Source organism: Flavobacterium cutihirudinis (assembly GCF_003385895.1).
Lineage (GTDB): Bacteria > Bacteroidota > Bacteroidia > Flavobacteriales > Flavobacteriaceae > Flavobacterium > Flavobacterium cutihirudinis.
This window is the reverse complement of record NZ_QRDQ01000008.1, coordinates 522,196-543,776: the sequence shown is the minus strand read 5'-3', so window position 1 is coordinate 543,776 and position 21,581 is coordinate 522,196. Positions and strand designations below refer to the sequence as shown.

Sequence of the window (21,581 nt, the reverse complement as noted above, 5' to 3'; positions counted from 1 at the left end):
GGTATTATTTTTTGTCACTTTTCTTTTTATTTTGTGTTTTTCCGTTTTGTTCCTTCTCCATTTTAGCCACTTCCTCTCTTAATTTAATTTCTTCTTCAGTGGCTTTCATATTAACTTCAGAAGGTTCATCAACATCAGCCAAAATAGAGTCTTTATTGAATTTTGCATATTCCAATTCGCCTTTCAAAACTTTCTGAACTCCTCTTAAATAAGCTTCATTTTGTTTTAAAACTCTTTCGAGAGAATCAGATTTAATTGCTAATTCTGTTGCGTTTCTTTTTAATTGTGAGGATGAATATCCCGGAATAAACTCACGCAGTGGAGTAAAAGCAATGATAAAAGTAGTTACTAAAATGAGGAAAATTCCCCCCAGAGTAAACATTACAAAAACATTCATTAAAGTCAGCCTAAATGAAAAAATCTCTTCAAAAGTATTTTCATTCAAAATTACCAATCGATTTTTAATGAATAATTTTTTTCTGAAATCAAATTTTTTCTTAGTCATTTTAGATGATTATATGAGCAAATATAGCAATTAATAGTATTGATGGCGGTGGAGAAAAAACGGCAAATAATGTAATTTTATTATTTTATAAAATATTTAACGCAGTAAGGAACAAATATTTTAATCCAAAAACTCTTGTTGTACGTATATTTCTATATACCTTTGCGGTGAAAACGAAAATCAATTTGCTTCGGCATTAAATATACAATCATGGGAAGATTAGGTCTTACAGAAATCCTTGTTATAGTAGGTATTGTGATATTACTTTTTGGAGGTAAAAAAATTCCAGAATTAATGAAAGGTTTAGGAAGCGGAATTAAAGAATTCAAAAACGCTGCTAAAGACGATCAACCTGCGGCTTCTAAAAAAGAAGAAGACGAAACGAAATAAGAAATTCGAACGTATTAAAAATCCCAGATTACAAATTGTAGTCTGGGATTTTTTTGTTTTTTCTTATAAATAAAAACTTTAAGGATAATTTTGTCATTTCGAAGAATGAGAAATCTTCGCGAGTAGCTCTACATAGATTGGCGTTTTTCATTGCGGAGTTACTTGCGAAGATTTCTCATTCTTCGAAATGACAAGATTGTGGAAGTTCGGACTTTCGAAATTTAAAAATTGGAATTTTTACAAAACCATCGTCAGCTGAATTCTCTTTCTATCTTCATCAACCTCAGTTACTTTAACATCAACATGTTGATGTAATTTTACCACTTCGTTTACGTCACTAACAAAACCAGCTTTCAATTGCGAAATGTGAACCAAACCACTTTCCTTGATTCCGATATCAACAAAACAGCCAAAGTTGGTAATGTTATTTACAATTCCTGGCAAAATCATTCCGGTTTTCAAATCTTTGATTGATTTTACATTCGCATCAAATTCAAAAACCTTAGCCGATTTTCTTGGATCTAATCCAGGCTTTTCAAGCTCTTTTATGATGTCTTTTAGCGTAAGTAAACCAATTTCAGGTGTAACATATTTTTCGGGCTTAATAAGTGCTGTTTTCTCTTTGTTGGCAATTAATTCATTTAAAGAAATATTCAAATCTTTCGCCATCTTTTCAACAACCGGATAAGCTTCCGGATGCACCGCCGAATTATCCAACGGATTTTTAGCATTTGTAATTCTGATAAACGCTGCGCCTTGTTGATACGCTTTATCACCCAAACGTGGCACTTTTTTCAACTGCTTTCTGTCTTCAAAAGGTCCGTTTTCAGAACGATATTGTACAATGTTTTCGGCCAGCTTCTCTCCTATTCCACTCACATAACTTAGTAAATGTTTACTTGCCGTGTTGATATTAATTCCAACTGAGTTTACGCAACGAATTACCGTGCTATCTAATTCCTCTTTTAATTTGGTTTGATCAACATCGTGCTGATATTGTCCAACTCCAATTGCTTTTGGATCGATTTTTACCAATTCGGCCAAAGGATCTGAAAGTCGTCGCCCGATAGAAACCGAACCTCGAACCGTTACATCGTAATTAGGAAATTCTTCTCTCGCAATTTTCGAAGCCGAATAAACCGAAGCTCCAGCCTCAGAAACAATAAAAACTTGTACCGGTTTGTCGAATGCGATTTTTTTAATGAAAAATTCGGTTTCTCTTGAAGCCGTTCCGTTTCCAATCGAAATCGCATCAATTTGATAGGCATTTACCATTGAACGGATTTTCTTAATCGCCATTGATTCCTCATTTTGAGGCGCATGCGGATAAATCGTTTCGTTGTACAATAAATCGCCTTTTTCGTCCAGACAAACTACTTTACAACCACTTCTAAATCCTGGGTCGATTGCTAAAATTCGTTTTTCTCCCAAAGGCGGAGCCAATAAAAGCTGACCTAAATTATTAGCAAAAACCTGAATGGAATTCGCATCGGCTTTTGCTTTTGCTTCTTGTAACGTTTCATTTCCAATTGCCGGATTCAATAAACGTTTGTAACTATCCTCAATCGCTAATTGCAAATGAGCAGTTGTATTATTTTGTTTTTTAATGATGATTTCGTCAATAACATCGTAAGCGTCATCAATATCAACATCAATTTTCATTTTAATAAAACCTTCATTTTCTGCACGAAGCATTGCCAATAAACGGTGCGCCGGCGCTTTTGTCAAAGGTTCTTCCCAATCAAAATATTGACTAAATTTTTGTGCGCCTTCTTCCTCCGCTTTCTTTTTTACGACTTTAGTTCCAATAGTTGCTTTTCGCTGATATAATCTACGAAGTTGTTTACGAACATAAATGTTTTCGTTGATCCACTCCGCTACAATATCTCTTGCGCCCTGAATTGCCGCTTCTTCATTAATTACATTATCATTTATATATTGTGTAGAAAGGAAATCAATATCAACATCGCTTTCTGAGATAATCAATTTTGCTAAAGGTTCTAAACCAAATTCACGCGCAACATCGGCTTTTGTTTTTTTCTTCTTTTTGTATGGAAGGTAAAAATCTTCAATTTCCTGTAAATCAAAACTTTCTTCAATTTTTTTCTTCAATTCTGGCGTAAGCGCTTTTTGTTCCTCAATAGATTTAAGAACTGCTTCTTTACGCTTTATAAGTGTATCATAATCTTTTTGCAATTTTGCAATCAGCTCAATTACAGTTTCATCAAGATTTCCCGTACTGTCTTTTCGGTAACGAGAAATAAACGGAATCGTACAATCTTCCTCTAATAATTTTACTGTGTTTTGAATACTTACTGCCGGTGCCTGAACAGACTTGGCAATGAATTGAATATTAGTCATACTTTTAATGAAATAAATTCTTAATTATAAATTAGTATAATTTACTTGTTAAAACATACAAGAAAAATCACTAACGATTCGGCTAAAATAATATCTTTGTTTTGAATATTATGCCAATGGAAATTTTTTTACTCTATTTTTTATTTATAAATATCGTCGTTTTTATTCTTGCCGGATATGATAAACATCAAGCTCGAAAAAATAAACGAAGAATTCCTGAAAACACATTATTCTTTCTCCAATTCATCGGAGGAACTCCAGCTTTATTAACAGCAATGTTTTTCTTCAGACATAAAACGAGCAAAACTTCATTTATTGTCAAATTCTCTCTTATTTTTTTACTTCAAGTTGTTTTAGTTTATCTCTATTTAACAGACAAAATATAGATATTAACAATGTTGATAACCTAAAAATATACTTTACAATTAGTTGATTTTAAATATTTTAAATAAAAAACCGGATGAATTTTTAAAATTCGCCCGGTGTGTTTATTCTTTATTGGTGCGAAGCACCCGATTTTTTTTACGTTTTATGAACAAGCAATCTTATTAACTCTATTTTGGTGTCTTCCACCTTCAAAAGCAGTTTCCAAGAACGTTTCAACAATTTCAACAGCTTGATGAATAGAAGTAAAACGCGCTGGAATACTCACAATATTAGCATCGTTATGTAAACGCGTTAAATAAGCAATTTCTTTAGTCCAGCATAAGCCAGCTCTCACTTTCGGGTGTTTATTAACAGTCATTGCAATTCCGTTACCGCTTCCGCAGATTACGATTCCAAAATCAGCTTTTCCTTCAGATACATCATTTGCAACTGGATGTCCAAAATCAGGATAATCTACAGAAGCATCTGTATCTGTTCCGTAGTTCGTCACTTCGTATCCTTTTGCTTCAAGCATTGCAACAATTGCCTTTTTATATTCTGGTCCTGCGTGGTCGTTTCCTATTGAAATTTTCATTTTTTCTATACTATTAAGTTGTGTACCGCAAATTTACTTAATAAATAGATGTTCGCCACGAATTGCGCCAATTTTCACAAATTTTTTTCTTTTTGAATACTATATAAACATTCCAATATAAATTCGTGTACATTCGTGCAATTCGTGGCAAAAACACTTCATTTTACAACTATTTCACTGTCAAAACCTTATCAGTTATTAACAATTTTAATAACTCTATAAGTCACTCATAATCAATAAATAATAAACAATGTTTTTGTTAAAATTTTGAAGTGTTGATAGCGATTCGTAATTCGTTGATATTCAATTAACTTTAAGTTAACATTATTTGTTAATAAGTTCGAAAAGAAAATTAGAAGTTTTTTTTGGTTGTATCGAAAAAAAACCTAATCCAAAACCGGAATGAAATATGCAAGAAAAGTTTCGTGAATTTTTGGAAAAGTTATCAATATCAAAAATGCCATTTTCAACAAATATCAACATGTGAACTTATCTACAAAATGAATTCATTTTTGGTTGTTAACCATTGTTAATTAAAATACAAAAAGTCTTAAAAATTAAACTTTTAACTCAAAATAACTATGTTGATAACTCAATATAACTAAGAGAAACTTCATTTCAATACTTTTAAAAATAAATTTATTCGACATATTAACACACTATAATAACCAACAAATTTTTTTAAATTTTTAAAAATCTTTTTTGTTGTATTTAATATATGTTGAAAACTAAAAAAGTTGAAAAGGAAAAAAATTTTTGAATTTGAAAAAAAGAAACGTTTTAAACGATTTTGAGAGGATTATTTAGATTGTCCAGAATTTGCTGAACTTCTTCGAAATCGTCCGGATGAATTTTAAGACGGATGCCTCCCAGCGCTGCTGAATACATTGGCGCAACTGAAAGTGTCATTTCGTTTTCGAAAAAATAAGGGATTTCTTCTTGCTCGAGCAAGTGTTTCAGTACAACAGTTTCGTGTTGATAATTGAATATTGCGATGGTTTTAAAGCTTTCCATAAACGTCTTTTTGTAAATGTACGAAAAGTTATATTTTTAATAATTCTAATTTTTAAAATCTATATTCTGATATCTTATTTGTAATTTTAAACCTTATAAGAAAAGATATATGAGTAAGAAAATTAGAAAGCCGATAAAAAAAGAGAAAGATTTCTCTAGTAAGATAGTAAAAATTTTATCGCAAAGTGCTAATAAACCATTCAATTATAAACAAATAGCTGCAAAGCTTGAACTTGATGATACAAATAGCAGAAATCAGATTATTAAAGATTTGAAAATTCTTGCAGCTCAAAAGAAGATTATTGAAACTGAACCTGGAAAGTATTTGATCAAAGCAATTAGTCAGGATTACTACGAAGGAACGATAGATATGACGAGCAGAAAAACGGCATATTTTATTTGTGACGAATTTGCCGAAGATGTTTTTATTCCGACAAATAATCTGAATCGTGCTTTAGATAAAGACAAAGTAAAAGTTTACGTTTATAACCGTAGAAAAGGAAAAAGACCTGAAGGTGAAGTAATTGAAGTTCTGGAAAGAGATAAAACAGAGTTTGTTGGAGTGATTGATATTCAGGCCAATTTTGCTTTTGTTTCGACTGCAAATCCTAAAATGTATACCGATATTTTTATTCCAAAGGATAAAATGGGTGAAGCAGAAAACGGTGATGTTGTTTTGGTTAAGATTGAAGATTGGCCAAAACGAGCTGATAGTCCGTTTGGATCTGTAATCAGAGTTTTAGGAAAACCAGGAGAACATAATACAGAGATTCATGCTATTTTGGCTGAATACGGTTTACCAGCAGATTTTCCGGTAGAAGTAGAGGTTTTTGCACAAAAATTGGATACTTCAATTCAAGATTCTGAAATTGCAAAACGTCGTGATATGCGTGATACACTTACGTTTACGATTGATCCAAAAGATGCAAAGGATTTTGATGATGCCTTGTCTTTCAAAAAGTTAGAAAATGGAAATTTCGAAATAGGAATTCACATTGCCGATGTTTCGTATTATCTTGAAGAAGGAACAATCCTGGATGATGAAGCATATCAAAGAGCAACTTCTGTATATTTGGTTGATAGAGTAGTGCCAATGCTTCCGGAAGTTTTGTCTAATTTTGCATGTTCACTTCGTCCGAATGAAGAAAAATATACGTTCTCTGCAGTTTTTGAAATTTCGCCAACTTCACAGGTTATTAACCAATGGTTTGGAAGAACAGTAATTTATTCTGATCAGCGTTTTGCTTACGAAGAAGCACAATATATCATTGAAACAAAAGACAATACAATTCCGGTTGATATTTCAATCACTGGAGAATCTTATGTTGTTTCGGATGAAATTGTTGAAGCGACTTTAAAATTAGATGAATTAGCTAAGATTTTGAGAAAGAAAAGAATGCAAAATGGTGCTATTTCTTTTGATAAAGTAGAAGTGAAATTCAACTTAGATGCTGAAGGAGAACCGGAAGGAGTGTATTTCAAAATATCAAAAGATGCGAATCATTTGATTGAGGAATTTATGCTTTTGGCTAATAGAAAAGTGGCTGAATACATTGGAAAACAGAAGAAAACATTTGTTTACCGTATTCACGACGAACCAAATGAAGACAAATTAATTGCAATGGCAACTGTAATTGCTAAATTTGGATATAAAATTGATTTTAGAAATAAAGGTGACATTTCGAAATCATTGAACGCTTTGATGGAAGAAGTGAATGGCAAAAAAGAGCAAAATTTAATTGATACTCTTGCGATTAGAAGTATGAGTAAAGCCAAATATTCAACAGATAATATTGGACATTATGGTTTAGCTTTTGATTATTACAGTCATTTTACATCGCCAATTCGTCGTTATCCAGACGTTATGGTACACCGTTTGTTGCAGTATTATCTGGATGGAGGTGCTTCTGTAGACGAAGAAACGTATGAAACAAAATGTCTGCATTGTTCGAATATGGAAAGTTTGGCGACTAATGCTGAACGTGACAGTATCAAATACATGCAGGTTAAATACATGCAGGATCATCAGGACGAAGAATTCTTGGGTGTTATTTCTGGAGTTACGGAATGGGGAATTTATGTTGAAATCGTTTCTAATAAATGCGAAGGAATGGTAAGAATCAGAGAAATAAAAGATGATTATTATACTTTCGATGAAAAACAATATGCTTTGGTTGGAGCTACTTCAAATAGTATATTGCAATTGGGAGACGAAATTTATGTTAAAGTAAAAAATGCCGATTTAGTGAAGAAACAACTGGATTTTCATTTTTTACGAAGAGCCGAATAAATATTAATAAAAAAAATAAAAGTATGAAAAAGCTAATTGTTGGAGCAGTAATTTTATTTGTTCAAATGTCTTTTGCTCAGGTTACTAAAGAGTTAGGTGATTTTGATACCGTAAAAGTATTTGATAAGTTAAGTGTAAAATTAGTTCAGTCATCTGAAAATAAAATTATTATAAAAGGAGCAAGAGAATCTGAAGTAGAAGCTGTTAATAAAAACGGAATATTGAAATTAAGAATGCCGTTTCCAAAACTTCTATCTGGGAATGATTTGGATATTACATTATATTACAAGCATATAGAACTTATTGACGTAAATGAAGGAGCAGAGGTAAAAAGTTCAGAAGCTATTAAAGCAACCTCGTTTAAAGTAAGTGCTCAGGAAGGCGGAATTATCAATGTTGATTTAAATGTTGATAAGCTAAAAGTAAGCTCTGTTTCAGGAGGATCGATTACTTTGACAGGAAAAGCAGAAAATCAGGTTGCAAGTTTAGGAGCTGGCGGTTATTTGTTAGCAAGTAAATTAGAAACGTCTCAAACGACTGTAAGCGTTTCTGCGGGCGGAAAAGCTGATGTGAATGCCTCAACTCTTGTTGATGCAAAAGTAAGCGCAGGAGGCTCTATTTACATTTACGGAAAACCTAAACAAATAAACCAAAAGACTGTTTTTGGAGGGAAAATTGAAGAAGTAAAATAATTTTTGATGATAAATGATATTCTGGCTGGGCTGCCATGGGGACTTGTTCTGAGCTTTATGGTAGGTCCGGTATTTTTTGTTTTAATAGAAACTAGTATTACTAAAGGATTTAGAGCTGCTATAGCTTTTGATTTTGGAGTTGTATTAGGTGATATTTTTTTTATTGCTATTGCATATTTAGGAAGTTATAGGTTGATTTCCAGTTTAAAAGATGATCCGGCACTTTTTATTTTTGGAGGTATAATAATGCTTGCATACGGTGTAATTTCTTTTGTTAAATTAAAAAAAGAAGAAAAAATCAATGATGAAGAAATTGATCGCGATATTTTAAAAAGAAATTATGGAAGTTTGTTTGTAAAAGGCTTTTTACTTAATGTTATCAACATTGGTGTTCTGGGTTTTTGGCTTGCTGTAATTATTTCTGTAGGACCAAAATTAGATATGCAAACGTCAAGAATGATGACATTTTTTACTTCAGTAATTATCACCTATTTATTAATTGATTGTGGTAAAATTTTATTAGCAAAACAGTTAAAATCAAAAATGACACCAACTAATATTTTGAAAATCAAAAAAGGAATTAGTATCGTTTTAATGGTTTTTGGATTCGCTTTGGTAATTCAAGGTTGGTTTCCGAAAGAAAAAGAAATGGTTAAAAACGCATTTGAAAAGATTGATAAGTAGTTTGTTAACAACTCAAAAATATAAAATTAAGCCTCTGAATTTCAGAGGTTTTTTTGTTTATAAGTGTTGGTATGGAAGTTTTTTAAGTCTAGTTTGTCATTTCGACGTAAGGAGAAATCTTCGCAAGTAACTTCGTTACAATTGTCAAATCTTTGTAGAGTTTCTCGTGGAGATTTCTCCTTACGTCGAAATGACAAGATTGTGGAAAGTTTAGGGATAAAAAAAGAGACACATTTCTGTATCTCTTTTTTAAGCATCGTCCGGATTCGAGTATATATTTTAATTAATTTTTTCTAAAAATTAAACATAAAAAAAACCTTCAAATTGCTTTGAAGGTTTTGAGGCATCGTCCGGATTCGAACCGGAGTAGGAGCTTTTGCAGAGCCCAGCCTAGCCGCTCGGCCACGACGCCATTACTTGAACGGTTGGCAAAAGTAACTAAAATCTTTAAATTTCAAAAGTTTCGAATGAACTATTTTAAAATTTTAGATTTTTTAGTGAAAGAATTACTTTCTAATTTCCGTCATTTTTATGGTAACTGTTTCAACGTCACCACCAATAGGTGGATTTACTTTTGAAACCCAAACTGTTGTTTTTTCTATCATTTCTATCTCTGCCAATACGCGAATATTGATTCTTTTGGCCACATGTTCCAATAAATGGGAACGAATTGCCATTTCTTCTGTCACAATTTTGTTCAAATGAACATAATCAACCGTATCTAAAAGATGATCTGTTTGTGCAGATTTCTGTAAATTTGCTTTAATTTTTAGATCAACAGTGTAGTCAGATCCTATTTTTCCTTCTTCAATTAAACATCCGTGGTACGAAAAAGTACGGATATTTTTTAGTTTTATAACTCCCATTTTTATATTGTTTCACGTTTAAAGTTTCAGGTTTTGCGCCACTTAAATAACTTTAAACCTGAAACCTGAAACCTTTTTTTTATCTTTGCTAAAATTACTATAAAATAATGGCATCAGAAGAGAAATCACTCAATTTTATTGAACAAATCATAGAGGAAGACGTAAAATCAGGTCTTTCAAATACTAAACTTCGCTTTCGTTTTCCACCAGAACCTAATGGTTATTTACACATTGGGCACGCGAGTTCTATTGCGTTAAATTTTGGTTTAGGAATTGATTATCAATCTCCTGTGAATTTACGTTTTGATGATACAAACCCTGAAAAAGAAGAGCAGGAATTTGTTGATGCTATTAAAAAAGATGTGGAATGGTTAGGATATACTTGGGCTGAAGAATGTTATGCATCAGATTATTTTCAACAATTATACGATTGGGCTGTTTTATTAATTAAAAAAGATAAGGCATATGTTGACAGTCAATCTTCTGAAGAAATGGCAATCCAAAAAGGAACTCCAACGACTCCAGGAACTGACAGTCCATACAGAAATCGTTCTGTTGAAGAAAACTTAGATTTATTCGAAAGAATGAAAAACGGTGAATTTGAGGCTGGTACACATATTCTTCGTGCAAAAATTGACATGAAATCAACAAACATGTTAATGCGTGATCCTATCATGTACAGAATTTTACACAAACATCACCATAGAACTGGAGATGCTTGGAAAATTTATCCAATGTACGATTGGGCGCACGGACAAAGTGATTATTTAGAACAAATTTCTCACTCATTTTGTACACTAGAATTCTTGCCTCACCGCGAGTTATACGATTGGTTTTTAGATCAGATTTTTGATGATAATAAACTGCGTCCAAAGCAAAGAGAATTTGCTAGACGTAATTTATCACACACTGTTGTTAGTAAAAGAAAATTACAGCAACTAGTTAAAGAAAAGCATGTTAACGGTTGGGATGATCCAAGAATGTCAACAATTTCCGGATTAAGAAGACGTGGTTATACAGCTGCTTCATTACGTAATTTTGCTAACACAATTGGTATCGCAAAACGTGATAATTTAATTAATGTATCAGTTTTAGAATTCTGTATTCGTGAAGATTTAAACAAAATTGCACCTCGTGTAATGGCTGTTTTAGATCCTGTAAAATTGGTAATTACAAATTATCCAGAAGGAAAAGAAGAATGGTTAGAAGCTGAAAACAATCAAGAAGATGAAAATGCTGGTTTCAGAAAAGTACCTTTTTCTCGTGAATTATATATTGAAAGAGAAGACTTTTTAGAAGAAGCTCCAGCTAAATTTTTCCGCTTGACTTTAGGAAAAGAAGTTCGTCTTAAAAATGCTTATATCATTAAAGGTGAATCTGTTATAAAAGATGAAAACGGAAATATTACTGAAATTCATGTAACATATGACACTGATTCTTTAAGCGGAAGTGGGACAGAAGCAAGCCAAAGAAAAGTATCTGGAACATTGCATTGGGTTTCAATTCAGCATGCATTAGAAGCAGAAGTTCGTTTGTACGATCGTTTGTTTACAGATGAAGCTCCGGACAGTTATAAAGAGAAAAATTTCTTAGATTTTGTGAATCCAAATTCATTAGAAATTGTGACTGGATTTGTTGAACCAAGTTTAGCAACAGCTCAAAATGAAGATAAATTTCAGTTTCAACGTTTGGGTTATTTTACTGTTGATAAAGACTCAACTGCTTCAAAATTAGTATTTAACAAAACAGTTGGATTGAAAGATGCTTGGGAAGAAAAAGGTAAAAAAGAAGAAAACAGCATTAATAATTCTTTGAAAGATATCAACAAATATTTTAAAATTGAGACTAAACCAGAACGTATTGCAATTGAAAGCGCAATAGGGGAGAACATAAAAAATATTTCTACTTTTTCTCTTTTACAAAATGCTTTAAAGAAGAATATCAACAATAATAAAGCTTCGTTGTTGTTTTCTCAGTTTATTTTAAAATATTCAAACTGGAAATCGACAGATTTTGAAGAAGAAGATATTAAGAAATTATATTCAATGTCTTTAAAAAGTGAATCTACTTATGTTCGATCAAAAACACTTTTAAATTTGAGAGATCTTGAAAGTGAAAGTTTCAAAAACCAGTTTGATGATGAAGTTTTGAAATTATATTCAAATCCTCCAAAAAATGCATCGGAAAGAGAAATTGAAATTTTATCTGAAATGGTAAAAAAATAAAAATAATTAGAATCTATGGAAAGCGCTTTTTATAAGCGCTTTTTTTATTATTTATTTCTTCTATTGAAATTATAATTTTTATAAATATTTTAGATTAAAAATAACCTTCATAAATTGATTTTAAGCTGATTTTTTATTTCTTCCGATACAGAATTCATCTTTTATAAAATAATTAAAATAAAGGCTTTATTTTAATTTTAGACTTCAATTTAGCACTCGTAAAGGCTTATTAACAGTGAATTGTTTATAACCTCAATTTTTAAATTCACTTTTATACTTGGACGAAATTTTATCTTCTAAAAGTTCTTGAATTTTAAAATATAAATTTTATTTATTATTTTTTATAATTAATAAGTTTTTATTAATAATAAATTTAATCTATTTAAAAAGTAAATTTAATAGATAATTTATTGTAAAAATGACCTTCATAAATCTATTTTAAGCTCATTTTTTTATTACTTCGATATGTAACTCATTTTTTAAATTATTGTTTATTTAGGGTCTTTATTTAACTTTTTACTGTTGTTTTTGTCAGTTTAACGGGTTGTTAACATAGAATTGTTTATAAAGTTGGTACTTTTATGTCATTACCAAAAGTCAGAGTTGATTTTTTAGAAAAATTAGTATTTCCGATTAGATTCTAAGTTGAAGGCCATTAATTTTAAAAAAGACGATTTTTTAATTTTTTGATATTTCAGAATTGAATTCTTGAGAAGACAATTTTATGTTCTAATTTTTATTGTGATTTAATTTTGATAATATTTCGCGTAAAAGGTATTTTTCAAATTAGTTTCATAATGATGTGATTCCATAATATTGATTTAGGCTTTATTGTTTTTTTATATTTCAATCTGGCAGTTTTTAATTTTTAATTTAAAAATCAAATTATCATGAAAGTATTATATTTTACGCTAGCACTATTATTTGCAAATGTTGCAATTTCACAAACACATCAAATTACAAAACACAATGGGGAACAGCTTGATGTCAATTTTATTAAAAACGAAAATGGTTTAATTTATTACTCGTTAAACGGAAGTTCGGAAGAAATTAAAATCAGTAAATACGCTGTTTCACAAATTACAAATAAGCAAACGAATCAAACTCAAAAAATTTCTGATAAAATAATGGTTGATTCAAAAGACGATTATAAAATGGTAACAGTTTTGCCTCAGGAAAAGACAATAGGTTTAAAACAAGTTGCTAATTTTTCAGGAGTTTCGACAAGGACAAAAGGTGAACCGCCAATTGCTAACGAAAACCAGACTGCAATGAGAATTAAAAGTAAATCGGCTTCAAATGGTTATCCTTTTGTAAGTATTGTTCAAAAAGCAGATGGAAAATATGAAGCAGTTGCTTATGTGTATTAATTGTATTGTTAAATTTTTGTAAATAGCGTTTATTCAATAGTTTATATTTTAAAAAAGGTTACCTTTAATTAATCATTTAAATTTAAATATTATGTCAAAGAACTTAAATACTGCGGCTGCTATTTTGGCTGCTGCTGCTGCCGGTGCAGCAATCGGAATTTTATTTGCTCCAGACAAAGGATCAAAAACTCGTGCAAAATTGAAAGAAGGTATAGATGATGCGACACATAATTTAAAGGATTCGCTTTCTGCAAGTTCTGAAGTGCTTCGTGAAAAATTTACCCATGCCAAAAAGAATCTTGATGGAACTTACGAAGAATTGCTTTCGAATATGAGTTACAAGACAGAGGAGGTAATCACTTTTTTAGAATCTAAATTGGCTGATTTGAAAGCACAGAACGCTAAACTTCAAAAATAAATAGTATTCAAAAAACACATTACTTGATTATATTTACTAGAGTAATGTGTTTTTTTATTTAAAATAAGAATTATGGCTTTTGAAGAATTAAAAGAAAATACCGAAAACATTCAGGATCAGGCTAAAGATTATATTGAAAGTCATTTGGCTTATTATAAACTTTGGGGTTTTAAAGTAGCAATGAAATCAACTACTTTAATTTTAAAGTTTACTTTGATTTTATTGTGTTTTAGTATGGTTTTACTTTTTGGATCTTTTGCTGCAGCTTATGCTTTTGGCAGTTTGTTCGAAAGTAATGCGCTAGGATTTTTGACAGTAGGAGGGATCTATTTGGTTTTTACTATTTTACTTTTCTTTGTGAAAGACAAGTTTGTTGAAGGACCAATTTTGGAGAAATTTTCAGAAATCTTTTTTAATGATTAAGTAGTTATGGAAAAGAAAAAATACTCATCATATGCTGAACTTGATAGAGATTTGGAAATTTTGAAATTAGAAAAACAGATTAATTATCAGAAATTAGTTTTAAGTTTTCAAAAAACCAAAGAGAGCATAACACCACAAAAAATTGTAAATGGTTTTGTTTCGTCTTACACAGAATACTTTTCAAATTCATATGTAAAAATTTTGCAATCAGTTTTACCGTACGTAATTGGTTGGTTTATCAATAAAAAAAGAGGCAATTAAGCCTCTTTTTTATTTTATAGATTATTTAGTTTCCGGTTGAATATCATCTTCATATCCAGTTTGTGGTGGAGTAGGTTTTGGTTTTTCAACTTTTTTGTTGTTCTTTTTCATCATTTCACCAACTTGATTTGATGCTGTAAATGAAGCTACCATATTGTTTAACATATCACTTCCGGCTTGCGGAGAATTTGGCAATAAGATTAAATTCGAATTTGCATCAGCGCCAATAGCTTGTAAAGTATCATAATGCTGAGTAACAACAATTAGGGCAGAAGCTTCTTGTGAATTGATTCCAACATTATTTAAAACTTCAACACTTTCAACAAGACCTCTTGCAATTTCGCGACGTTGGTCTGCAATACCTTGACCTTGCAAACGTTTACTTTCAGCTTCGGCTTTTGCTTTTGCAACAATTCTGATTCTTGAACTTTCAGCTTCAAATTCAGCAGCTGTTTTTTCTCTATCAGCAGCGTTGATTCTGTTCATTGCATTTTTTACCTGAATATCTGGGTCAATATCAGTAACCAAAGTATTGATGATATCATATCCGTAAGTTGACATTGCTTCATTCAATTCACGTTTTACAGCAACTGCAATATCATCTTTTCTTTCGAAAACATCATCCAGTTTTAGTTTAGGAACTTCGGCACGAACAACATCAAATACATATGAAGTAATCTGATCGTGTGGATATTCTAGTTTATAAAAAGCTTCATATACTTTTTCCTGGATTACTTTAAACTGAACTGAAACTTTCATTTTAATGAAAACGTTGTCTTTGGTTTTTGTTTCGATAATAACATCTAACTGTTGAATTTTAAGATTTACTCGACCTGCGATTCTGTCTACAATCGGAATTTTAAGTTGTAGACCTGAGTTTCGAACGCTTAAAAATTTACCAAATCTTTCGATTACAACAGACGATTGTTGTTTCACGGTAAAAAATGAAGACATAAAAATGAAGAATCCAAATACTAAAAGGATTAATAATGCTGTACTCATGGTGATATTAATTTAAATTTTTGATCTTGGTAAATTACGAAAATTCTTCTAAAATAAATTTTTTAAACATTAAAAAAACGCTAAGAACATTTGTTGGATGTTTCTTAGCATTTCTATTTTTGAATTGAATTTTAATTATAAAGTTGCTATCGCTTTCTGAATTCTCGAAATAGTTTCTTCTTTTCCAATGATTTCAACAATGTCAAATAGGTGAGGGCCTTTTAAAGCTCCGACCAAACTTAGACGGAAAGGTTGCATAACTTTACCCATTCCAATTTCATTTTTAGTTAACCAATCTTTTACGATTGCTTCAATATTTTCGGAATCAAAACCATCAATATATTCTAGAGTTGAAATCAATTCTTGCATTAATGCCGGAGTTTCTTCCTTCCAGTTTTTGCTTGCTTTTTCATCATAAGAAGTCGGAGCTTGGAAAAAGAAATCAGTTAAATCCCAAAACTCTGAAACGAAATGAGCTCTTTCTTTAATCAAAGAAACGATTCTTGTGACGTCATATTTAGAAACATCAACACCTTTTTCAACCAAAATAGGAGAGAAGCTTTTCGCTAAATCCGCATTATTTTGTTTGATTAAATATTGATGATTGAACCATTTGTTTTTCTCAGGATCAAATTTTGCTCCCGCTTTATGAACTCGGCTTAAGTCAAAAGCTTCAACCAATTCTTCTAAAGAATATAATTCTTTATCTGTTCCGTCATTCCAACCTAACAAAGCTAGGAAGTTTACAACTGCTTCCGGGAAAAACCCTTTTTCTCTGTATCCAGATGAAACACCTTCTTCCGTTTTCCATTCTAATGGAAACACAGGAAATCCTAATTTATCACCATCTCTTTTAGATAATTTTCCGTTTCCAACTGGTTTCAAAATCAAAGGTAAATGTGCAAATTCTGGAGCATCCCAACCAAAAGCTCTATATAATAAAATGTGAAGTGGCATTGATGGCAACCATTCTTCACCACGAATTACGTGTGAAGTTTCCATCAAATGATCATCTACAATATTCGCTAAATGATACGTTGGCATTCCGTCACTTTTAAATAAAACTTTATCATCGAGCAAACTCGTTTCGAACTTAACATCGCCACGAATAATATCTTTTAAATGTAAAGTTTCATCAACTGGAGTTTTAAAACGAATCACATAATGTTCTCCATTTGCAATTCTTTTAGAAACTTCGTCAGCAGAAATTACTAAAGATGTATCTAATTTTTCACGGTTATGATGATTGTATATAAACGTTTTTCCTTCAGCTTCGTGTTGTTTTCTATGTGCATCTAATGCTTCAGGAGTATCAAATGCATAATATGCCCAACCTGACTTGATCAATTGATCAGCATAAGATTGATATAATTCCTTACGATCACTTTGTCTGTATGGACCAAATTTTTCATTTTTTCCAACGGTTTCTTCAGGAGAAATTCCTAACCATTCAAGCGCTTCCATAATATAAGCTTCGGCACCTGGCACAAAACGAGTTTGATCTGTATCTTCAATTCTCAGATAAAAAACACCGTTATGTTTCTTTGCAAATAAATAATTAAATAGGGCAGTACGAACTCCGCCAATATGTAATGGTCCAGTCGGACTTGGTGCAAAACGCACGCGAACTTGCTTTGACATTTGTATAAATTTTGTTGCAAAGATACAACTTTAGATAAATCCCAATTTTTTAAAATCCCAAATTCTAAACTCAGTGAATACTTGGAATTTGGAATTTATTTTTTTGGAATTTGAATCGCTATAATTAGTACTTTTATGGGTTATAATTAAAAGAGATTTTATTTTGAAAACATCATCTGCAATATATCAGAAGTTAGAAGGATTTATAAAGAAATATTATATGAATGAATTAATAAAAGGAGGACTTCTTTTTATTGGTTTGGGATTATTATACTTTCTTTTTACCCTTTTTATAGAATATTTTCTTTGGCTGAAACCATTAGGAAGGACTCTTTTATTCTGGATATTTATTGCAGTAGAAGTTTTTCTGTTGTTTCGATTTATCTTATTTCCAATTTTTAAGTTGTTCAAACTTCAAAAAGGAATCGATTATAATCAAGCTTCGGCAATTATTGGAAATCATTTTACAGAAGTAAGTGATAAACTGACGAACTTTTTGCAGCTTTCTTCCAATGAAAATTCAGCAGAAAGTTCAGAATTAATGTTGGCTTCAATCGAACAAAAAGCAAATTCATTGCAACCAATTCCGTTTGGAAATGCCATCAATTATAATTCAAATAAAAAGTATTTGCCTTTGGCTTTGATTCCGGTTTTGTTGTTTGCAGTCTTTTTTGTTTCAGGAAATAGTAATATCATTTCTCAAAGTTTTAATAGAGTGGTGCATTTCAATTCTGCTTTTTTGCCTCCGGCTCCTTTCAAATTTGTGGTTTTAAATGACAAACTTCAGACAGAACAAAACAAAGATTTCATTGTAAAAGTAGAAACTGAAGGAAACATAGTTCCGGAAAATGTAATGATTCATATTGGCAATGAAAGCTATTTTATGGAATCTTCTCAAACTGGAAAGTTCGAATTCAAGATTGAAAAACCAACTTCAGATATGGCTTTTTCTTTTGAAGGAAATTCTGTTTCATCAAATGAATATGAATTAAAAGTTATTACAGTTCCATCGATTGCGAACTTCGAAATGGTTTTGAATTTTCCATCTTACCTAAAAAAGAAATCAGAAACCATTCAAGGAACCGGAAATGCAATCGTACCAGAAGGAACAATTGTAACCTGGAGAATGAAAACCCAATCGACTCAAGAGGTAGTTTGGAAAGATGAAAACGCAGTTTTGAAGTTTAATAAGATCGAAAACGAGTTTAAATTGGCTAAAAATATCAATCAAAATACAGAATATCAAATTCTTACTTCGAATAATAAGGTCAAAAACTATGAAAAATTAGACTATCAGCTGTCAGTTATCAAAGATCAGCATCCAACAATCACTGTTTCGCCAGCTCCTGATAGTTTAAAGTTAGATAAGAATTATGTTTTAGGAAGACTGGGAGACGACTACGGTTTATCGAAATTGCAGATTGTTTATTACGAACATGGCAAACCACAAACTTCAAAACGCGGAACTATTCCAGTAAAGCAAGCTGTGTTTGATCAGTTTGTTTTTAACTTCCCAAGTAATCTTGCAGTTGAAGAAGGAGTATCGTACGAATACTATTTTGAGGTTTTTGACAACGATGCATTGCACGGATTTAAGAGTACAAAATCTTCTACATTTTCAGATCGAGTTGCTACAACAGATGAAATTCACGATGCCGAATTGCAACAGCAAAATGCCAATATTAATAGTTTATCTAAATCATTAAAGAATCAGGAAAAGCAATTTTCTGATATGGACAAACTAAAAAATACCGGAAAAGAAAAAGACAATTTAGAGTTTAAGGATCAGCAAAAAGTAAACGATTTTATCAAACGTCAAAAACAACAAGACGAAATGATGAAGCAGTTTGCTGAAAAAATGAATAAGAATTTAGATAAATACAATACTGATAAGAAAGATAAAACTGCTGAAGATTTACAAAAGCGTTTAGATAATGCTGAGAAAGATTTAGAGAAGAATCAGAAATTGATGGATGAGTTAAAGAACTTAAACGACAAATTAAACAGCGAAGAGTTGTTTGATAAGATGGATAAATTCAAACAAATCAGTAAAAATCAATCTCGTAATTTAGAACAATTAGTCGAATTAACCAAGCGTTTTTATGTAGAAAAGAAAGCAGAACAAGTTGCTGAGAAACTAAATAAGTTGGCTGAAAAGCAAGAAGAACTTTCTAATAAAGATGCTGAAAATACAAAAGAGAAGCAAGACGATATCAAAAAATCATTTGATAAAATTCAGGAAGATCTTAAAGATTTGAAAGATGAAAATAATACTTTGAAATCTCCTTTGGATATTCCGAAAGATGCTTCAAAAGAAAAAGATGTAGAAAATGATTTGAATAAAGCTTCAGAGGAATTAAGTAAAAAGAATACTTCTTCGGCTAAGCCAAAACAAAAAAGTGCTTCTAAGAAAATGAAGTCAATGGCGGAACAAATGAGTTCAACCATGGAAGGTGGAGAACAAGAACAATTGGAAGAAGATGTTGCAATGCTTCGTCAAATTCTGGATAATCTTTTAGCTTTTTCATTGTCTCAGGAAGATGTAATGAAACAGTTTAAATCGATGAAATTAGGTTCTTCCGCTTATACGAAGAACATCAAAATTCAGCAGAATTTAAAACAACAGTTCCGTCATGTCGATGATAGTTTGTTTGCAATGTCTTTAAGAAATCCAAAAATTGCGGAAGATGTAAGTAAGGAAATTGGAAACGTACAATATAATATGGACAAAGCAATTGAAGTTTTAACCGATGTCCAAATCCCAAAAGGAGTTTCGCATCAGCAATACGCTGTTTCATCTGCAAATAAATTAGCTGATTTTCTAAGTGACCTTTTAAATAATATGCAGATGCAAATGTCTAAACCAGGAATGGGGAAACCAAAACCTGGAGACGGACAAGGAATGCAATTACCAGACATTATTCAAAAGCAAAAAGGCTTGGCTGATAAAATGAAGGACGGAATGAAGCAAGGTGATAAACCCGGAACTGGTCAGCAGGGAAAAACCGGAGAAGGAAAACCAGGTCAAGAAGGTCAACAAGGAAAAGATGGAAATGGAAAAGACGGAAAGAATGGTCAGGGTAAAAATGGACAAGGAAGTAAAGAAGGAGGAAATGGTAAAGATGGAAATGAAGGTAATGATGGAGAAGGAGATGCTGAAAAGATAATGGAGATTTACAAAGAGCAAGTCAAACTTCGTGAAGCATTACAAAAAGAGTTAGCTAAAAAAGGTTTAGACGCTCAAGGAAAAAATGTAATTGATCAAATGAAAGCTTCAGAAAAGCAGATTTTAAATAAAGGATTTAAGAATGAGAACCTACAGAGAATTTTAAATATTCAGCAAGAATTACTAAAATTAAACAACGCAGTTCAGGAACAAGGTCAAGATACGAAGCGTCAATCTGAAACAAATAAGGCTGAATTTTCTAATCGTGCAAATGCTTTACCAAGCTCATTAACTGATTATTTAAATAGTGTAGAAATTTTAAATAGACAATCGCTACCTTTGCGCTCGAATTTTAATCAAAAGGTTCAAGAATATTTTAATACAAAATGATAAACTTTAATTACGAAACCGAATTTTCTTTAGATAACGAACAAGCTTTTACAGATTGGTTGAGCGCAGTTATTGTTTCTGAAAAGAAGAGTGAGGGAGAAATAAACTATATTTTTTGTGATGATGAATACCTGCACAAAATAAATGTTGAGTATTTAGATCACGACACACTAACTGATATTATTAGTTTTGATTATACAGTTGGTAACGAATTAAACGGAGATATTTTTGTTTCTGTTGAAAGAGTAGAAGACAACGCAAAAGATTTTAATGTTTCATTTGAAGAAGAATTGAAACGTGTACTTGCTCATGGTATATTACATTACTGTGGATACAAAGATAAAAGTGATGCAGATGCAGAGCTTATGCGTTTAAAAGAAGATGAAAAGATCGCGATGTTTCACGTGGAACAATAGAAAATTTGTTTCAAGTTTTTTATTGTTTCTGGTTTCAAGTTGCGAATATTGAAACTGATAGCTAGAGATTGTTCCACGTGAAACGTTTCTATTTTGAAATCGATTTTAAAAAGTGTTTCACGTGGAACATGAAAAATTGATGTAAGCTGGATAAGTTGTTTCATGTAGAACATGTGAAATTTAATTCTGGAGAGAAAGAATAAGTAAAATGTTTCACGTGGAACGTTAAGTTTTTAGCTTTAATTTAAGAAGAAATTGAATATGTTCTACGTGGAACTTTTGGGTTTAGTTTTTGAATCCGTGTTTAGTTTAGAAAATGTTTCACGTGAAACATTGAAGATTTGGGTTTGAATTTTGAGTTTAAAAGAATAGATGTTTCACGTGAAACATCTGGTTTAGGTTTGAAACTTCAAACTTGAAACCTGAAACTTCAAATAAAAAAAACCGTTCCACGTGGAACAAAAGAGAAATAAAGTTAATTCTGAGAACTGCCTTAAACGGTTTCC

General features: G+C 31.3%; 19 protein-coding genes and 1 tRNA gene. 12 read left to right on the top strand and 8 right to left on the bottom strand.

Going from position 1 to position 21,581, the window contains the following annotated elements; all coding sequences use genetic code 11:
• Window positions 1–4 precede the first annotated feature (4 nt).
• On the bottom strand, window positions 5–505 hold the full coding sequence (locus BD847_RS08090) for a peptidase (RefSeq protein WP_115887784.1): 501 nt from the start codon (window positions 503–505) through the stop codon (window positions 5–7).
• 210 nt (window positions 506–715) lie between these two features.
• Here BD847_RS08090 and BD847_RS08085 point away from each other — a divergent pair, with 210 nt between their 5' ends.
• Window positions 716–895: a Sec-independent protein translocase subunit TatA/TatB gene (locus BD847_RS08085; protein WP_115887783.1), complete on the top strand. Its 180-nt coding sequence runs from the start codon at window positions 716–718 to the stop codon at window positions 893–895.
• Window positions 896–1,132: 237 nt separating this feature from the next.
• Here the strand turns inward: BD847_RS08085 and BD847_RS08080 are convergent, their stop codons facing one another.
• On the bottom strand, window positions 1,133–3,256 hold the full coding sequence (locus BD847_RS08080; protein ID WP_115887782.1) for a Tex family protein: 2,124 nt from the start codon (window positions 3,254–3,256) through the stop codon (window positions 1,133–1,135).
• A 110-nt stretch (window positions 3,257–3,366) separates the two neighbouring features.
• On the opposite strand from BD847_RS08080, the gene BD847_RS08075 reads away from it, so the two are divergent.
• Window positions 3,367–3,642: a DUF1294 domain-containing protein gene (locus BD847_RS08075; RefSeq protein ID WP_317125303.1), complete on the top strand. Its 276-nt coding sequence runs from the start codon at window positions 3,367–3,369 to the stop codon at window positions 3,640–3,642.
• A 143-nt stretch (window positions 3,643–3,785) separates the two neighbouring features.
• On the opposite strand, the gene rpiB is transcribed toward BD847_RS08075, so the two are convergent.
• Together rpiB and BD847_RS08065 are read right to left on the bottom strand one after the other, a co-directional pair.
• Window positions 3,786–4,217 carry a ribose 5-phosphate isomerase B gene (gene rpiB, locus BD847_RS08070; protein WP_091490132.1) on the bottom strand — a complete coding sequence of 144 codons (432 nt, stop codon included), beginning with the start codon at window positions 4,215–4,217 and terminating at the stop codon, window positions 3,786–3,788.
• Between the two features lie 780 nt (window positions 4,218–4,997).
• On the bottom strand, window positions 4,998–5,231 hold the full coding sequence (locus tag BD847_RS08065; protein WP_115887781.1) for a putative signal transducing protein: 234 nt from the start codon (window positions 5,229–5,231) through the stop codon (window positions 4,998–5,000).
• 109 nt (window positions 5,232–5,340) lie between these two features.
• Between BD847_RS08065 and rnr the strand changes: the two genes are divergently transcribed.
• The 3 genes from rnr to BD847_RS08050 are packed head-to-tail and all read left to right on the top strand — an operon-like array spanning window position 5,341 to window position 8,897.
• Window positions 5,341–7,521 (top strand): ribonuclease R, encoded by a 2,181-nt coding sequence (rnr, locus tag BD847_RS08060; RefSeq protein WP_115887780.1) that lies wholly within the window; start codon window positions 5,341–5,343, stop codon window positions 7,519–7,521.
• A gap of 23 nt (window positions 7,522–7,544) precedes the next feature.
• Window positions 7,545–8,213, top strand: coding sequence for a head GIN domain-containing protein (locus BD847_RS08055; RefSeq protein WP_115887779.1), 669 nt, complete (start codon window positions 7,545–7,547; stop codon window positions 8,211–8,213).
• Window positions 8,214–8,219: 6 nt separating this feature from the next.
• Window positions 8,220–8,897, top strand: a complete 678-nt coding sequence (locus BD847_RS08050; RefSeq protein WP_115887778.1) for a LysE family translocator — start codon at window positions 8,220–8,222, stop codon at window positions 8,895–8,897.
• A 341-nt stretch (window positions 8,898–9,238) separates the two neighbouring features.
• Here the strand turns inward: BD847_RS08050 and BD847_RS20825 are convergent.
• Both BD847_RS20825 and folB read right to left on the bottom strand, forming a co-directional pair.
• Window positions 9,239–9,309 (bottom strand) — tRNA-Cys (locus BD847_RS20825).
• Between the two features lie 94 nt (window positions 9,310–9,403).
• A complete protein-coding gene (folB, locus tag BD847_RS08045; RefSeq protein WP_115887777.1) occupies window positions 9,404–9,763 on the bottom strand; it encodes a dihydroneopterin aldolase in 360 nt (119 codons plus the stop codon).
• Window positions 9,764–9,870: 107 nt separating this feature from the next.
• Here folB and BD847_RS08040 point away from each other — a divergent pair, with 107 nt between their 5' ends.
• The 5 genes from BD847_RS08040 (at window position 9,871) to BD847_RS08020 (ending at window position 14,460) form a co-directional block, all read left to right on the top strand.
• Window positions 9,871–11,988: a glutamine--tRNA ligase/YqeY domain fusion protein gene (locus BD847_RS08040; protein ID WP_115887776.1), complete on the top strand. Its 2,118-nt coding sequence runs from the start codon at window positions 9,871–9,873 to the stop codon at window positions 11,986–11,988.
• Window positions 11,989–12,878: 890 nt separating this feature from the next.
• The gene (locus BD847_RS08035; RefSeq protein WP_115887775.1) at window positions 12,879–13,358 is read left to right on the top strand and encodes a hypothetical protein; all 480 of its coding nucleotides are present in this window, start codon (window positions 12,879–12,881) and stop codon (window positions 13,356–13,358) included.
• Between the two features lie 91 nt (window positions 13,359–13,449).
• Window positions 13,450–13,776, top strand: coding sequence for a YtxH domain-containing protein (locus BD847_RS08030; protein WP_115887774.1), 327 nt, complete (start codon window positions 13,450–13,452; stop codon window positions 13,774–13,776).
• A 72-nt stretch (window positions 13,777–13,848) separates the two neighbouring features.
• Window positions 13,849–14,199: a competence protein gene (locus tag BD847_RS08025; protein ID WP_115887773.1), complete on the top strand. Its 351-nt coding sequence runs from the start codon at window positions 13,849–13,851 to the stop codon at window positions 14,197–14,199.
• Between the two features lie 6 nt (window positions 14,200–14,205).
• Window positions 14,206–14,460: a DUF6327 family protein gene (locus tag BD847_RS08020; RefSeq protein WP_115887772.1), complete on the top strand. Its 255-nt coding sequence runs from the start codon at window positions 14,206–14,208 to the stop codon at window positions 14,458–14,460.
• A 21-nt stretch (window positions 14,461–14,481) separates the two neighbouring features.
• Here the strand turns inward: BD847_RS08020 and BD847_RS08015 are convergent, their stop codons facing one another.
• Together BD847_RS08015 and gltX are read right to left on the bottom strand one after the other, a co-directional pair.
• Window positions 14,482–15,462 (bottom strand): SPFH domain-containing protein, encoded by a 981-nt coding sequence (locus BD847_RS08015; protein ID WP_115887771.1) that lies wholly within the window; start codon window positions 15,460–15,462, stop codon window positions 14,482–14,484.
• A 135-nt stretch (window positions 15,463–15,597) separates the two neighbouring features.
• On the bottom strand, window positions 15,598–17,103 hold the full coding sequence (gltX, locus tag BD847_RS08010; RefSeq protein WP_115887770.1) for a glutamate--tRNA ligase: 1,506 nt from the start codon (window positions 17,101–17,103) through the stop codon (window positions 15,598–15,600).
• Window positions 17,104–17,323: 220 nt separating this feature from the next.
• Between gltX and BD847_RS08005 the strand changes: the two genes are divergently transcribed.
• Together BD847_RS08005 and ybeY are read left to right on the top strand one after the other, a co-directional pair.
• On the top strand, window positions 17,324–20,659 hold the full coding sequence (locus BD847_RS08005; RefSeq protein WP_244201571.1) for a DUF4175 family protein: 3,336 nt from the start codon (window positions 17,324–17,326) through the stop codon (window positions 20,657–20,659).
• Window positions 20,656–21,075, top strand: a complete 420-nt coding sequence (ybeY, locus tag BD847_RS08000) for an rRNA maturation RNase YbeY (protein WP_115887768.1) — start codon at window positions 20,656–20,658, stop codon at window positions 21,073–21,075. Before BD847_RS08005 ends, ybeY begins: the two co-directional genes overlap by 4 nt.
• Window positions 21,076–21,581: the final 506 nt, after the last annotated feature.